This is a genomic window from Lutimonas sp. (assembly GCF_051011215.1).
In the GTDB taxonomy this organism is placed as follows: Bacteria; Bacteroidota; Bacteroidia; order Flavobacteriales; family Flavobacteriaceae; genus Lutimonas.
Genome location: NZ_JBPCUJ010000061.1, coordinates 25,773 through 39,774 on the forward strand (window position 1 = coordinate 25,773; position 14,002 = coordinate 39,774).

13 protein-coding genes are annotated in these 14,002 nt (G+C 37.5%); 8 read left to right on the top strand and 5 right to left on the bottom strand.

The window, feature by feature from the left end; translation table 11 throughout:
- The first annotated feature begins 45 nt into the window (after window positions 1-45).
- The 7 genes from ACR2MV_RS05935 (at window position 46) to ACR2MV_RS05965 (ending at window position 6,782) form a co-directional block, all read left to right on the top strand.
- A complete protein-coding gene (locus ACR2MV_RS05935) occupies window positions 46-1,392 on the top strand; it encodes a Na(+)-translocating NADH-quinone reductase subunit A (protein WP_434020987.1) in 1,347 nt (448 codons plus the stop codon).
- The gene (locus ACR2MV_RS05940; protein WP_434020988.1) at window positions 1,393-2,535 is read left to right on the top strand and encodes an NADH:ubiquinone reductase (Na(+)-transporting) subunit B; all 1,143 of its coding nucleotides are present in this window, start codon (window positions 1,393-1,395) and stop codon (window positions 2,533-2,535) included. It begins immediately after the preceding gene.
- 2 nt (window positions 2,536-2,537) lie between these two features.
- Window positions 2,538-3,233, top strand: a complete 696-nt coding sequence (nqrC, locus tag ACR2MV_RS05945) for an NADH:ubiquinone reductase (Na(+)-transporting) subunit C (protein ID WP_434020989.1) — start codon at window positions 2,538-2,540, stop codon at window positions 3,231-3,233.
- Complete coding sequence (locus ACR2MV_RS05950) at window positions 3,233-3,904, top strand: NADH:ubiquinone reductase (Na(+)-transporting) subunit D (RefSeq protein WP_434020990.1); 672 nt, start codon at window positions 3,233-3,235, stop codon at window positions 3,902-3,904. Before nqrC ends, ACR2MV_RS05950 begins: the two co-directional genes overlap by 1 nt.
- 57 nt (window positions 3,905-3,961) lie before the next feature.
- Window positions 3,962-4,579, top strand: a complete 618-nt coding sequence (nqrE, locus tag ACR2MV_RS05955) for an NADH:ubiquinone reductase (Na(+)-transporting) subunit E (protein ID WP_434020991.1) — start codon at window positions 3,962-3,964, stop codon at window positions 4,577-4,579.
- Window positions 4,580-4,603: 24 nt separating this feature from the next.
- Window positions 4,604-5,896, top strand: coding sequence for an NADH:ubiquinone reductase (Na(+)-transporting) subunit F (gene nqrF, locus ACR2MV_RS05960; RefSeq protein WP_434020992.1), 1,293 nt, complete (start codon window positions 4,604-4,606; stop codon window positions 5,894-5,896).
- 85 nt (window positions 5,897-5,981) lie between these two features.
- Complete coding sequence (locus ACR2MV_RS05965) at window positions 5,982-6,782, top strand: alpha/beta hydrolase (RefSeq protein ID WP_434020993.1); 801 nt, start codon at window positions 5,982-5,984, stop codon at window positions 6,780-6,782.
- Window positions 6,783-6,836: 54 nt separating this feature from the next.
- Here ACR2MV_RS05965 and ACR2MV_RS05970 read toward each other — a convergent pair whose 3' ends face one another.
- Window positions 6,837-7,664 carry an OmpA/MotB family protein gene (locus ACR2MV_RS05970; protein ID WP_434020994.1) on the bottom strand — a complete coding sequence of 276 codons (828 nt, stop codon included), beginning with the start codon at window positions 7,662-7,664 and terminating at the stop codon, window positions 6,837-6,839.
- 136 nt (window positions 7,665-7,800) lie between these two features.
- Between ACR2MV_RS05970 and ACR2MV_RS05975 the strand changes: the two genes are divergently transcribed.
- Window positions 7,801-8,799, top strand: coding sequence for an FAD:protein FMN transferase (locus ACR2MV_RS05975; protein WP_434020995.1), 999 nt, complete (start codon window positions 7,801-7,803; stop codon window positions 8,797-8,799).
- Between the two features lie 12 nt (window positions 8,800-8,811).
- On the opposite strand, the gene ACR2MV_RS05980 is transcribed toward ACR2MV_RS05975, so the two are convergent.
- The 4 genes from ACR2MV_RS05980 to ACR2MV_RS05995 form a co-directional block, all read right to left on the bottom strand.
- The gene (locus ACR2MV_RS05980; RefSeq protein WP_434020996.1) at window positions 8,812-9,780 is read right to left on the bottom strand and encodes a DUF4837 family protein; all 969 of its coding nucleotides are present in this window, start codon (window positions 9,778-9,780) and stop codon (window positions 8,812-8,814) included.
- Window positions 9,781-9,819: 39 nt separating this feature from the next.
- Complete coding sequence (locus tag ACR2MV_RS05985) at window positions 9,820-11,403, bottom strand: LysM peptidoglycan-binding domain-containing protein (protein WP_434020997.1); 1,584 nt, start codon at window positions 11,401-11,403, stop codon at window positions 9,820-9,822.
- A gap of 125 nt (window positions 11,404-11,528) precedes the next feature.
- Window positions 11,529-13,031: a transglycosylase SLT domain-containing protein gene (locus ACR2MV_RS05990; RefSeq protein ID WP_434020998.1), complete on the bottom strand. Its 1,503-nt coding sequence runs from the start codon at window positions 13,029-13,031 to the stop codon at window positions 11,529-11,531.
- Between the two features lie 12 nt (window positions 13,032-13,043).
- Window positions 13,044-13,880, bottom strand: a complete 837-nt coding sequence (locus tag ACR2MV_RS05995) for an alpha/beta hydrolase (RefSeq protein ID WP_434020999.1) — start codon at window positions 13,878-13,880, stop codon at window positions 13,044-13,046.
- Window positions 13,881-14,002: the final 122 nt, after the last annotated feature.

Below are 14,002 nucleotides of genomic sequence, written 5' to 3' on the forward strand. Positions count from 1 at the left end.
AAGGCAAAGTAAGGCCAAAGGGAAATAAATTTAATTAAGCAAAGTATGTCTACAGACATTAAAATTAAAAAGGGCTTAAACATTAAGCTCAAAGGAGAGGCCAATCAAGTGATATCTTCGGCCAACCGCTCTAAAACTTTTGCTGTAAATCCACCTGAATTTAAAGGAATATTACCTAAGTTGGCCGTAAAGGAAGGCGAAAAGGTGAATGTTGGTGATGCAGTATTTCATGCAAAAAGTAACGATCAGATAAAGATTGTTTCACCAGTGAGTGGGGTTATTAAAGAGGTTGTAAGAGGGGCAAAACGTAAGATTTTATCTATTAAAATCACTGCCGATGACAAGGATACTTTCGTTGATTTTGGGTCCAAGAATCCAAGTAAGTTGGCGGGACCTCAGGTTAAGGAGGCTTTGTTAGAAAGCGGGTGCTGGCCAATGATTCAACAACGACCCTATGATATTGTTGCCAATCCGGAGGATAGCCCAAAAGCTATTTTTATTTCAGCCTATGCAACCGCACCTTTAGCGGCCTCGCATATCCTGGCTCTTGAAGGTAGAGAAAAAGAATTTCAGGCAGGTATTGACGCCTTGGCTAAATTGACAGAAGGAAAAGTTCATTTGTCGGTGGGAACATCGGATAGTTTCTTGAATCAGTTGACAGGTGTAGAATTGCACAAAGTGACTGGAAAGCATCCTGCAGGAAATGTAGGTATTCAGATTGCTCATGTTGATCCTATTAATTCAGGAGATCGTGTCTGGGTTGTGAATCCACAGGATGTTGCCTCAATCGGAAGCTTATTTTTAACAGGAAAGTACAATCCGTCTAAAGTGATTGCCTTAGCCGGTAGCCAGGTGGATGGTCCACAATATTACTCCTTGATTCAAGGAACTCAGTTAAAGGATATCGTTGCTGGAAAGTTAAAAGAAGGCAAAAGTAGAATGATCAGTGGAAATCCTTTAACAGGGGAAGCCGTGGGCCCTAAAGACGCTCTTGGTTTTTACCATGATTCAGTGAGCGTGATTCCTGAAGGTGATCATTATGAGTTTTTCGGATGGATGCCTTTTGTAGGAAACCATAAATTTAGTGCAAGTAGAACCTTCTTTTCGTGGTTATCTCCAAATAAGGAATATGATCTTGATACCAATTTAAATGGTGAAGAAAGAGCTTTTGTAATCACAGGAGAAATGGAGAAAGTAATGCCGATGGATATTTATCCTATGCAATTGCTGAAAGCTGCCATGATTCAAGATATAGAGAAAATGGAAAATTTAGGAATTTACGAAGTAGCTCCTGAAGATTTCGCATTGATTGATTTTGTTAGTACATCGAAGATCGAAGCACAACAGATTATTCGTGAAGGATTAGATTTAATGATAAAAGAAGTAGGCTAAATGAATTTTTTTAGAAAACAATTAGATACAATTAAGCCCCATTTTGACAAAGGTGGAAAATTTGAAAAATACGCTCCTGCATTCAACGGGATTGATACTTTTCTTTTTGTACCGAACCATACAACCAAGTATGGTGCGCATATCAGAGATGGGATAGATTTAAAAAGAGTAATGATCACCGTGGTTATTGCTTTATTACCAGCCTTAATATTTGGCATGTGGAACATTGGTTACCAGAACATGGGTGAAGGCCAGAGTTTTATGGATTACTTTATTTTTGGAGCATTACGCTTTTTACCAATGATTATCGTTTCCTATGGAGTAGGATTGGGAATTGAATTTGCCTATGCTATTTTTAGAGGACATGATGTGAATGAAGGGTATTTGGTAACAGGTTTATTGATACCGATGATTATGCCTATTGATCTTCCTTTGTGGATGTTGGCAGTATCTGTATTTTTTGCAGTTATTATTGGTAAAGAAGCTTTCGGAGGAACGGGTATGAATATTCTGAATCCTGCGCTTGTTGCTCGGGCATTTGCGTTATTCTCATATGCACCTTATATGTCGGGTAATACAGTATGGGTGGCTGATTCAGTTGCTGATGGTGTTTCAGGAGAAACCATTTTAGGGGCACTTGCGGGTGGTTCTATCATAGATTATTCTTGGATGGATATGTTTATGGGGTATGTTCCCGGTTCTGTAGGAGAGACATCGGTGCTAATGATTTTAATCGGTGCAGCCTTACTTTTATTCACTGGAATTGCCAGCTGGAGAGTGATGCTTTCCTGTTTACTAGGAGCTTCTTTGATGGGACTGATTTTCAATGCTATTGGCAGTGAAACGAATGAATTATTGAACTTCCCATGGTGGCAACATTTATTAGCTGGAGGGTTTGCTTTTGGTTTAGTATTTATGGCCACAGACCCGGTTTCTGCAGCGCAAACAACAAAAGGGAAATGGATCTACGGATTTTTGATTGGGATCTTCGCAATTCTGATCAGAGTTGTTAATCCAACACTGCCGGAAGGAATGATGATGGCCATTTTGTTGATGAATGTCTTTGCACCAACGATTGACCATTACGTGGTGGAAGGTAATGTAAAAAGAAGAAAAAAGAGATTACAAAAAGTTAACGCATAATTATGGATAGGAATAGTAATTTATACACCTTTATTTTTGCGATTATTATGGTAATTGTTGTAGCTGCGGCTTTGGCCTTTACAGCGACATCGTTAAAACCATTACAGGCAGAAAATGTAAGGAAAGAAAAAATGCAGAATATATTGTCTACGATTGGTGTCAATGTAGATCGAAATGAAGCCGGAAAAATATTCTCGGAATATGTGAAAGAGGAGTTGGCATTAAATGCAGACGGTTCAGTGAATACCGATGTTGACGCCTTTAAAATTGAGCTGATGAAGGAAACGAGAAAGCCAAACGAAGAGCAGGCGTTTCCTTTATATATTGCCGAGAAAGATGGTAAAAAGTTTTACGTTGTTCCATTATTTGGAGCTGGTCTTTGGAAGGAGATTTGGGGTTACTTAGCCTTAGATAGTGACATGAATACGATCGTAGGAGCATCGTTTGACCATGCCAGTGAGACGGCAGGTTTAGGTGCTGAGATCAATCAGTCTTGGTATGAAGATCAATATATTGGCAAGACCATATTTGATGATAATCAGGAATTCGTCTCGGTTGTAGCACTTAAAACTGGAGTGACTGGTGATCCAAAACATTCAGTAGACGCCATTTCAGGAGGGACGATTACTTCTGACGGTGTTTCGAACATGATTGAAGAAAGATTAGGAAACTATTTACCATACTTTAAAAATAATTAATGATGGCAGAAAAAGAAGCTTTGTTTTCGCAAAAGAATAAACGATTGCTTGTCGATCCTTTAAATGATGATAACCCAATTACGGTTCAGGTATTAGGAATATGTTCTGCCTTGGCTATTACGGTTCAATTAAAAGCTGCCATTGTGATGTCTTTGGCTGTAATGTTCGTGCTTGTATTCGGAAACTTGATTGTGTCTTTATTGAGAAATTTGATACCGAACAGAATTCGAATTATCGTACAGTTATTGATTGTAGCCTTTTTGGTAATTCTTGTTGATCAGGTGCTAAAAGCTTTCGCATATGATGTTAGTAAGCAATTATCTGTTTTCGTTGGATTGATTATTACCAATTGTATCATAATGGGTAGGTTTGAGGCATTTGCCTTAGGTAACGGACCCTGGAAATCCATCCTCGATGGCGTTGGAAACACAATAGGTTATGCTGTTATTTTGATCATCGTATCGTTTTTTAGAGAGTTATTAGGCTCTGGGAAATTGATGGGTATCGAAGTATTGGGACACAAAGGAAAAACAGTTGCTGAATCTACGGGATTATACCATTATGGGTACGAGAACAATGGGTTTATGATGCTGGCTCCAATGGCATTGATTGTTGTTGGTGTACTCATCTGGTTCCAAAGATCAAAGAATAGAAAACTGATAGAAGAATAATATTAATAAAAGTTAAGCCCTGTCATAGAATTTTTAGGGCTGAGTAAAAAATATAACATGGAAGCATATTTAAGTTTGTTTGTTCGAAGCATTTTTATAGAAAATATGGTATTTGCCTATTTTTTCGGAATGTGTTCTTATCTGGCCGTTTCAAAGACGGTTAAAACTGCGGTTGGATTAGGTGCTGCGGTTATCTTTGTTTTAACCATCACTGTACCTGCGAATTATTTATTGGATACTTATGTGCTAAGAGATGGCGCACTTGCCTGGATGGGACCCGGATATGAGGATATTGATCTCAGTTTTTTAAGTTTTATCATGTTTATTGCTGTGATTGCATCCATGGTGCAACTTGTTGAAATGATTGTAGAACGATTTGCTCCGGCACTGTATAGCGCCTTAGGTATTTTCCTTCCATTGATTGCTGTAAACTGTGCCATTTTAGGAGGCTCATTATTTATGCAGCAAAAGAACTTTGTCAATGTTTCTGAATCGGCCGTATATGGTTTTGGTTCAGGTATTGGTTGGTTTCTTGCAATTTTAGCTATTGCATCGATCAGGGAAAAAATTGCCTACTCAAATGTACCACAACCTCTAAAAGGATTAGGAATCACTTTTGTGATCACTGGATTGATGGCCATTGCTTTTATGAGTTTTTCAGGAATTAAGTTATAATATTTATTAAAGATCAAATAGATAATGAGTCCAATAGTAGCAAGTATCGTATTTACATTAGTCTTAATACTCATATTAGTGACCGTATTATTGGTTGCGAAGGCGAAATTACTTCCGTCAGGGAAAGTGAAACTTTTGATAAACGGACAAAAAGAGGTTGAAGTTGAAACAGGGAGTACCCTCTTGACAACTTTAAGTCAGGAAAAAATATTTTTACCTTCTGCTTGTGGAGGTGGAGGTACCTGTTTACAGTGCGAATGCCACGTATTAAAAGGTGGAGGAGAAGCACTTCCAACCGAGGTACCTAACTTTACCAGAAAAGAATTAGCAGCAGGAGCCCGTTTGGGATGTCAGGTAAAGGTGAAAGAAGATATGGAAATTACAATTCCTGAAGAGATTTTTGGAATTAAGAAATTCGAGGCAACTGTAAAATCAAATTATAATGTTGCTTCTTTTATTAAGGAGTTTGTAGTTGAATTGCCGGAAGATATGGATTATAAACCAGGTGGGTATATCCAGATTGAGATTCCTTCTACAGAGGTGAGCTTTCAGGATATGGATATTACAGCGCACCCTAAAGAACATCCAGGTGACCCGGAAAAATTTAAGTTGGAATGGGACAAATTTGATCTTTGGCCTTTGAAAATGAAAAATACGGAGAATGTGGAAAGAGCTTATTCAATGGCTTCTTACCCGGCAGAAGGCAGAAACATCATGTTGAATGTTCGTATTGCTACACCGCCATGGGATAGAGCAAAGAATAACTGGATGAATGTAAATCCGGGGATTGCCTCTTCCTATATTTTTAATCAAAAACCAGGTGATAAGGTAATTGTTTCAGGACCTTATGGAGAATTCTTTATCAATGAATCGGACGCTGAGATGTTGTATGTTGGTGGTGGAGCCGGTATGGCACCAATGAGATCACATTTATATCACTTGTTCCAAACCTTACAAACAGGAAGAAAAGTTACCTATTGGTACGGAGGAAGATCGAAAAGAGAATTGTTCTATTTGGATCATTTCAGAGACCTGGAAAAAGAGTTTCCAAATTTTAAATTCTTTGTAGTATTATCTGAACCAACAGAAGAAGATAACTGGAAGGTAATGAAAGATATTGACGATACAGAGGGTGATGGTTTCTTAGGATTTGTACACCAGGCTGTGATCGATCAGTACCTGTCGAAGCATGACGCTCCTGAGGACCTTGAATTGTATTTCTGTGGACCTCCAATGATGAACCAGGCGGTTCAGAAAATGGGTGAAGATTTCGGTATGGCAGATGAAAATATTCGATTTGACGATTTTGGTGGATAACCAAAGTCATTATAACACTACGAAAAAAGGCACCCTTAGGTGCCTTTTTTATTCTACGGTTATTTGCTTCTAAATAAAAGGTGATATGTCGATTACACTGGTAATTTTTGGTGTTTTTTTAACAGGTGTTTTGGTGGTTAGCCTGACTCTTTATTTGCTGCAAGAGAAGTTTATTCTCCATGCGGAGAAACTAGCTAAAACCTATCATTTTCGTTTTGCGGGTGACTTCGAGGAGATCGATTTACTGATGTCGGATGGCGTTAATCAAAATGGTGTACTGTTCAAAACAAAGAACTCAAAAGGCCTGATAATACTAATGCACGGACATTCTGGTAATGTCGAACATTGGGGAACAATGGCTTATCGATTTAATAAATTACATTACGACCTTTTAGTCATAGATTATCGAAGTTATGGAAAAAGTGAAGGAAAGTTTAGTGAACAGGATACCTTTCTTGATGTAAAGCAATGGTATAAACATATGATTTCAATCTATGATGAATCAGAGATCACTTTGTATGGTAAAGGTATCGGGTCTACTTTTGCATCTTATCTGGCAAGTGAGTTTAAGCCAAACAAATTAATTCTTGAATCGCCTTTATACGATTTAAAGTTTACGGCCCTAAAGTATTATCCCTTGTTTCCATTTATAAAGTATATTCCTACGTATAAATTTGATACAGCCTCTTATTTTAAGAAAATTCAGGTTCCGGTATATATGGTTCATGGTAAATTAAATAAGCTGGTACATTATGAAAATAGCACCAAGTTGCTTGCCTCTAATACTGCTTATGCTGATTTATGCCTCATTGAGGATGGTGACCACCACAGCCTTGTAAAGCACCCGGTTTATATGCAATATGTAATTGGAATATTAGAAGCATAAAAAAACCTTTCAGAAAAACTGAAAGGTTTTTTTATTTGATGTATTATGTTCGATCTATTCAGGCTTTTGCTCAAGAATATCGAAAAACTCTTCTAATTTTGGAAGAATAACAATTCTGGTTCTTCTGTTGGTAGATCTTCCTTCTGCAGTATCGTTAGATGCTAAAGGAACATATTCACTTCTACCTGCTGCGATTAATCTGCTTGGCGCAACTTCAAAATCGTTTTGTAGAACTCTAACTACTGATGTAGCTCTGGCAACACTTAAATCCCAGTTATCTTTCATATTCTTAGTACTGATTGGCACATTATCAGTATACCCTTCAACTTGTACTTCCATTTCTGGCTTGCTGTTTACAACAGTAGCAACTTTACCCAAAACTTCTTTTGCTCTGTCTGATACTGTTGCACTTCCGCTTTTGAATAACATTTTATCTGCGATAGAAATATAAACCACCGTTTTTTCTACATCAATTTGAATATCTTCATCCTGAATTCCGGCAGCAAGATCTTTTTTCAACTGAAAGGCCAGCGCCAGGTTGATAGAGTCTTTTTTCGTCATCGCATCACGAACTCCATTGATGTATTTATCTTTTTCACTTAATTGAGCAATCACCTCCTTAATGTTGTCAGAAGAAGATTGTGTTAAAACAGTCAAATTTTCTACCTGCTGAATGGAACGTGCCTTGTCTTCTTTTAAAGATTTGTTTAATTCCATTAAGTGGTCTTTATCCACTAAACACGATTGTAATTCAGCCTTTGCATCTACCAGTTCCTCTTTCGTTTTGTTGTGTTGAGACTCTAAATCTGCGTATTTTTTTGTTGAAACACATGAAGTTAACAGAACCGAAAGAATGATGGCTCCAAAAAATATTTTTTTCATAATTTGAATAGAATTTAATTTAAAAACAAAACTATTAAATATTTTGCTTTGTTTGACATATTTTGCTAAAAAAAAGCTAAAGGCAAAACTAAGATAAATCTTATCTTTGTGTGTTAAAGAATATATAATTTTTGATATGAAAAAAGGACTCTTACTCTTCATTATCTTTCTGACATTTTCTTGTCAGAAGAAAATCGATAAACCCTTTAAACAATTGCAGGGACTGGCGTTTGGCACGAGTTTTCATATTACTATGAATGATCAGAACAATCGTATTTCAGAAACAGATATCGATAGTTTAATCCATGCGATGAATCGCTCGCTATCTACGTATATTCCCAATTCTGATATTTCAAGAATTAATAATGGAGATACAAGCGTCATTGTGGATGAATTGTTTCAGGAAGTTTTTGAAAAATCTGCCATTATTCACGAACAGAGCCAGGGTGCTTTTGACCCGACCATCGGAACGTTGGTAAATGCCTGGGGCTTTGGACCAGGAGATCCTATTGATAATATGAATCAGGAGATTGTTGATAGTCTGAAAGTATATGTTGGATTTGAAAAATTAAAGCTGGAGAATTCAAAATTAATCAAAAAATACCCTGAAATGTTTCTTGACTTTAATGCCAATGCCAAAGGCTTCGCCGTTGATATCATCGGTCGTTTTTTGGAAAGTAATGAGGTGACCAATTATCTGGTGGAAATAGGTGGTGAAATACGTGCAAGGGGTAAGAACGCGAAAAAACAGGTCTGGAGAATTGCCATAGAGAAACCTAATTTTGATGGTTCGAGGTCATTCCAGACAATTATTGGTTTAGACAACGAGTGTATTGCCACTTCGGGAAACTATAGAAAGTTTAAAGTGGATTCGATAACCGGTGAAAAGTATGCACATACCATCGATACCAAAACGGGCTATCCTAGTAAAAGTAATCTCTTAAGTGCCTCGGTTATTGGTGAGGTAGACTGCGCTGATGTGGATGCTTATGCCACAGCTTTTATGGCCATGGGACTCGAAAAAACAACAAGCTTTCTTGAAGAGCACAAAGAACTAAAAGCCTTTCTGATCTATGGGAATGAACAAGGCGAATTGCAGACCTATACCACTGCTAATTTAGATCTTGAGGACTAATAAATGGTATTCTTATTTTTTTTGAACGGTTTTTAGAATTGCTTCCAATTGAAAAACGACATCTCTTTTTTTAGAAGAAGGGGAGTAGCTAAATCCTTCAATCACAATCAGTCGTTCGTTTTCAGCATCATCCAGGGTATAACTCAGATAAGGACCTCCCATAAAGTCACCCTCAACAAACCAAAGACCTCTTGATTCTATTGCCTTCATACCATTTAACTCTAAGGGAGTGGTTATGGGTGTGAAATTAGGTTCAGTTCGCATGTAGGTATTGTCAAACTGACCCGGAATAAAATTCTTGCCAATTGAATCTCTGAATGACACCAACGTTTCTTTCGTATAAGGCTCGCCAAAAGTAGGTATTTCATAGGCAATGATATTTAACAATCCTCTGTCAGTAGAATTACGATACCAAAGAAACTGTCCCGTATCATCCACCAGTTTATAATCAAAAGGAATCTGCAAGCTAATGCCTAAATTTTTTAAGGTCTGAATATCTTCTATGTTTTGTAAATCCTTCGTGATTTTTCTTTGATACAAGGCCAGGTCATTTTTTTTGAAAGTGTTGAGGATTTCGTCTTTGCTATCTGCAATACTTTTTATCAATGTTTCCTTGTCTTTTGCCAGAATAGTCAGGGTCGTCTGCGGACTGGAATAAATATTAGAATTTGTATACACTTGATTTATAGTATCCACGCCAACAAAAAGAATGTTTCTGTTTCGTTTGAATAAGGCATTAAAAGTGCGGGGATCGACCTGGGTAACTGTGAATTGATTTTCTTCCTGAGGGAGTCCAATAACCGGTTCCCCAATGATTTCTTTTAAGGCATCTCCAACTCTTCCATCCCAGTCAGCATCATTAATTACAATTAGCACATGATTGATTCTTCCTGTGGAAGACACAAGTGTAACTGTATCGCTTTTCCCACAAGAAATTAAGATGCTAAAGCAAAAAAGTAGAAGGGTAATTCTTTTAAACATGGTAAAGGTTTTTTTGGATAACCCATACTCAAAAGAATCTTAGTAAATTTTGAGTTCGGTTCCTGGTTTCAGACTTTTCGTACTCCAAATATCGTTCCATTCTTTTAATTGAGCAACAGAAACTTTCGGATACTTTTGTGAAATCAACCAAAGCGAATCTCCTTTTTTAACTACATAGGTAGAATACTTACCTTTAGGTGCAGATTTCTTTGGGCTTGATTTTTTTTGAGTGCTTGTGCTTGAACTTGCAACGGCTCTTTTAGGGTAGATGGTCAATCGCTGACCCACCCTTAAGTTATTACTTTTTAAACCATTCCATCGTTTAATGCTATTGACCGAAACGCCATATCTGTTAGCGATTTTCCCTAAGTAATCACCACTTTTTACGCGATACCTGATTCTGTCATTCGCTTCAAAGTATTTTGGCATTGGCTTTTCGCGTTTGGCTTCATCTGCCTCGGCATAGGCGTAAATTTGAGCCTCATTAGAGACAAAACTTCCAGAGGCGAATTTTGGTAAAGTCAAGGTGTAATCTCTTCCTTTTACTACAGGAATAATTTTCAATTTATATTGGGGGTTTAAAAAGCTAATTAACTCTGTATCCGTCCCCAGGACCTTATGAATCTGGTCAAAAGAAATTTGTCTTTTTACCACCACTGTATCTGTTTCAAAGGTGTGTAGTACATCGTTTTTAGCGTATAACTGATGTTCGTCCGCATATTCAAAGATATAATAGGTAGCGTAAAAAGCGGGAAGATACCCTGCTGTTTCACGGGGTAAATAGTGACGAATATTCCAGTAATTTTTTTGACCGCCTGATCTTCGAATGGCCTTGTTTACATTTCCAGGACCTGAATTATAAGCTGCCAGGGCGAGATCCCAATCGTTAAAAATCCCATGAAGTTTCGATAAATATTGACATGCTGCTTCTGTGGCTCGAATCGGGTCACATCTTTCATCCACATAGGAACTTACTTTCAAATCATATTCTCTCCCGGTTCCATACATAAATTGCCACAATCCTTTGGCTCCAACCCGAGAAGTAGCGTTGGCCTTTAAGGCTGATTCAACAATAGCAAGATATTTTAACTCCATTGGAATATCATATTTTGCCAAGTGCTCTTCGAACAGAGGGAAATAGTATTTTGCCTTTCCCATTAAATTAGCCAGTGTCTGCTGTCTGTTCTTTAAATAGTGTTTTATGATTTTTTCCAGTGATGGATTGTATTCAAAATTAAATGGAGTTTGACTATCCAGATGAGCGATTCGTTCTTTTAATTGTTCAGTAGTGAAATTCTCGATCACCAGTTTTCCCAGCGTATCTTCGGGTTTAATCACCAAACTGCTGTCAATGACATTATTTTTCCATGAATCCAACCATTTTTTGTCAAATTCGCTCACTTCAATATGATCAATAATCGCGATACTTTTTCCCAAGATGAGGGTTGTATCTACTTTTACTGTATCGATAATACTTGTAGTCGCAATTAATTTGGATTCAGGAATGGAATCTTTACTCTTTTCCGTTGCCAGCGTGTTCTCTTCCATTTTTCCATCCTGTGCATAAGAAATGCCGAGGGTGAAAAAGAAAATTAAGACTAAATAGCTGCGCGTCAATTTCATTAATATCATTGTTATTGTCAGTATGTTCGCTATAAAAACGGTAAAAATAGAACAAAATTTTATTTATTCTATTTTTTTTGAAATTATGACAACTATTTAGCAAAATCTTAAGATTTACCTTTGCTTTAAATATTGTCGTTTTTATCAGGCTTTTGAATAATTAGTTTCATGCCTGGTTTCAAATAATTTACATTTTGCAGGTTGTTGGCTGTTCTGAGTTGGTCAATTGGAACATTGTTAAATAGTTTTGAGATTTTGAACAGGGTATCGCCGTGTTTTACTTTATATGTGACAAGGTTCTTTTTATTGGAATCCTTCCTGAACGAATAATTATCAGATAATTCAGTTGTTTTTTGGGGAAGAAATTTCTTATCGGTTACCACCAGCCTTTGATCAGCAATCAGAAAGTTTGTGTGTAGGCCATTCCATGTTTTTAGTTGTTGAAGACTTATTCCGTGCGCAGTAGCAATACTGTTGAGATTATCACCGTTTTTAACCAGGTAACTGTTGTTTTTATTTACCCGAATAACGCCGTTAGAAGAATTGATGGAATGTGGTACGGCAATTTGATAGAGTTCCGTTTCATGTTTCATAAAATCGACCATTTTTTCCGTTGGTAAGGCCAGGACCATCGTTTTACCCGATACATAAGGAATAACGTCCTTTTTGTATTGAGGATTCAGTGATTTAAGGAGACCCAAATCAATACCTGTTTTACGTTGAATTGCTTTAAAATTCAAACTTCCCTTGAGATGCAGGGTGTCTGAATTGACAAATGCCACATCTGTTTTACTCGCTTTTAAATGATGGAAATCAGCATATGTGAATAAATACATCGTTGCATAAAAAGCAGGGACATAACTACTGGTTTCGCGGGGTAAATACTGTCTGATTTCCCAATAGTTTTTATTGCCTCCGGCACGTCTGATTGCTTTTTTTACGTTTCCGGGTCCGGAATTGTAAGCAGCCAGCGCAAGATCCCAATCTCCAAAAGTGGTATATAAATGTTTTAAATAGACACAGGCGGCTTCGGTAGATTTTACCGGATCGAATCGTTCATCTACATAGGAGTCGATATAGAGTTTATAGTCAGTGCCGGTCCCATACATAAATTGCCAGATACCTTTGGCACCTGATGGAGATACAGCCAAGGGATTTAAGGCCGATTCAACCACTGCCAGATACTTTAATTCCAGAGGCAGATCATATTTATCAAGATAGGATTCAAAAACAGGAAAATAGTACTTGGATTTTCCGAGTAAAGAATTCAAATATTCTCGTCTGTCCTTTAAGTAGACCCTGATAAATCGTTCTAATGTTGCATTGTGAGAAACACTAAACGGTGTTGCGCTATTTAGTTCAGTAAGCTGCTCGATCAGTGTATGCGTTGTGAATGAACCCTTGTCGAATTCCTCCATACCGTCAAAAGGTTGAACAAGGGAATTGTGTTGCACGTTCCTTTCAGTGGTTACACTGACGGGCACCAGATTTTTTAATACATTAAAATGCGCTTGGTTTGATTGCTTTTTTTCGGTTGGCTTCATAAAAGCAACTTCCATAAAAGTACTTGTCTGCCCCAGCAGCTGGGAGGACAGAAAGAGTAAATAAAGCATAAGTAAGTTTTTCATAGCATTCTTATTTTAGGTTATTGTTATTTGTTTCTTTAGCCAGTCGCAAATAGTGTCGAACAGTAATTGCTTTTCAAGATCATGATGTAATTCATGAAATCCGTTTTCGATGAGGTGTAATTCACAATTTTTACCTCCCTTTTCCGCGAATTCTTTTGAAGCCTCATGAGAAGTAATTCTATCTTTTGTTCCATGTACAAGCAGCATAGGTATGTGTAAGGTTGCGGCGTGTTCCATTGCCCATGCCCCTTTTTCCATAAATTCTAAAGAGAAACGGGTGCTTACCTTGTCGTGTACCATGGGATCTGAAGCATAGGCCTCGATTTCATCCTGATCTTTAGACAAGGCCTGAAGATCGAGCTCATTGGGCATCGTCAGAGAAGGGTAAATCTTATCGATAATTTTTCCAAAGGTCATTTTCCATTTGGGAGGTGAAAAGGCCAGTCTGAGAAAAGGGCTGGTGGCAATGAGGCCTGACAATCCTGTGGGTCTTCTCAAGGCATAATTGATCACAACATTTCCTCCCATACTATGACCATATAGAAAAACAGGTACTTCGGGATATAAACTTTTTGCTTTGCTGAGTACTTCTTCAAGTGCATCTAAAATACAGTTGTATCCGGGATGATGCCCTCTTTTTCCCTCCGTATCTCCATGTCCGAACTGATCGTAGGAAACAACGGCCATTGAATTTTTAAGAAGTACCGGAATAACGGATCTTTCGTAACGTCTTGCATATTCTCCCATTCCATGTATCAGCAGGATTACCCCCTTTGGATTTTTAGTGTCGTAGGATTGACCACTTAATTTTAATCCACAGGTTGTAAATTCAAAAGGTTTTCGAGTCATGGTAGTGATGCTTACACTCAAAAATAAAGAAGCAAGGTCTTGAAATTGCAAAATTGTTGAAAACTGATAAAAACTTCAAATTTAATAGGTAGATAATCAGTGTTTTAAGTTTAAATCAGTGT

Excerpts from the sequence above, each read along its gene's own strand:
- ACR2MV_RS05970 (WP_434020994.1), bottom strand. The coding sequence starts at position 7,664 with ATGAAAAAAATATTTTTTGGAGCCATCATTCTTTCGGTTCTGTTAACT.
- nqrC (WP_434020989.1), top strand. The coding sequence starts at position 2,538 with ATGGATAGGAATAGTAATTTATACACCTTTATTTTTGCGATTATTATG.
- ACR2MV_RS05965 (WP_434020993.1), top strand. The coding sequence starts at position 5,982 with ATGTCGATTACACTGGTAATTTTTGGTGTTTTTTTAACAGGTGTTTTG.
- nqrF (WP_434020992.1), top strand. The coding sequence starts at position 4,604 with ATGAGTCCAATAGTAGCAAGTATCGTATTTACATTAGTCTTAATACTC.
- ACR2MV_RS05990 (WP_434020998.1), bottom strand. The coding sequence starts at position 13,031 with ATGAAAAACTTACTTATGCTTTATTTACTCTTTCTGTCCTCCCAGCTG.
- ACR2MV_RS05975 (WP_434020995.1), top strand. The coding sequence starts at position 7,801 with ATGAAAAAAGGACTCTTACTCTTCATTATCTTTCTGACATTTTCTTGT.
- ACR2MV_RS05985 (WP_434020997.1), bottom strand. The coding sequence starts at position 11,403 with ATGAAATTGACGCGCAGCTATTTAGTCTTAATTTTCTTTTTCACCCTC.
- ACR2MV_RS05980 (WP_434020996.1), bottom strand. The coding sequence starts at position 9,780 with ATGTTTAAAAGAATTACCCTTCTACTTTTTTGCTTTAGCATCTTAATT.
- ACR2MV_RS05995 (WP_434020999.1), bottom strand. The coding sequence starts at position 13,880 with ATGACTCGAAAACCTTTTGAATTTACAACCTGTGGATTAAAATTAAGT.
- ACR2MV_RS05940 (WP_434020988.1), top strand. The coding sequence starts at position 1,393 with ATGAATTTTTTTAGAAAACAATTAGATACAATTAAGCCCCATTTTGAC.
- ACR2MV_RS05935 (WP_434020987.1), top strand. The coding sequence starts at position 46 with ATGTCTACAGACATTAAAATTAAAAAGGGCTTAAACATTAAGCTCAAA.
- nqrE (WP_434020991.1), top strand. The coding sequence starts at position 3,962 with ATGGAAGCATATTTAAGTTTGTTTGTTCGAAGCATTTTTATAGAAAAT.
- ACR2MV_RS05950 (WP_434020990.1), top strand. The coding sequence starts at position 3,233 with ATGATGGCAGAAAAAGAAGCTTTGTTTTCGCAAAAGAATAAACGATTG.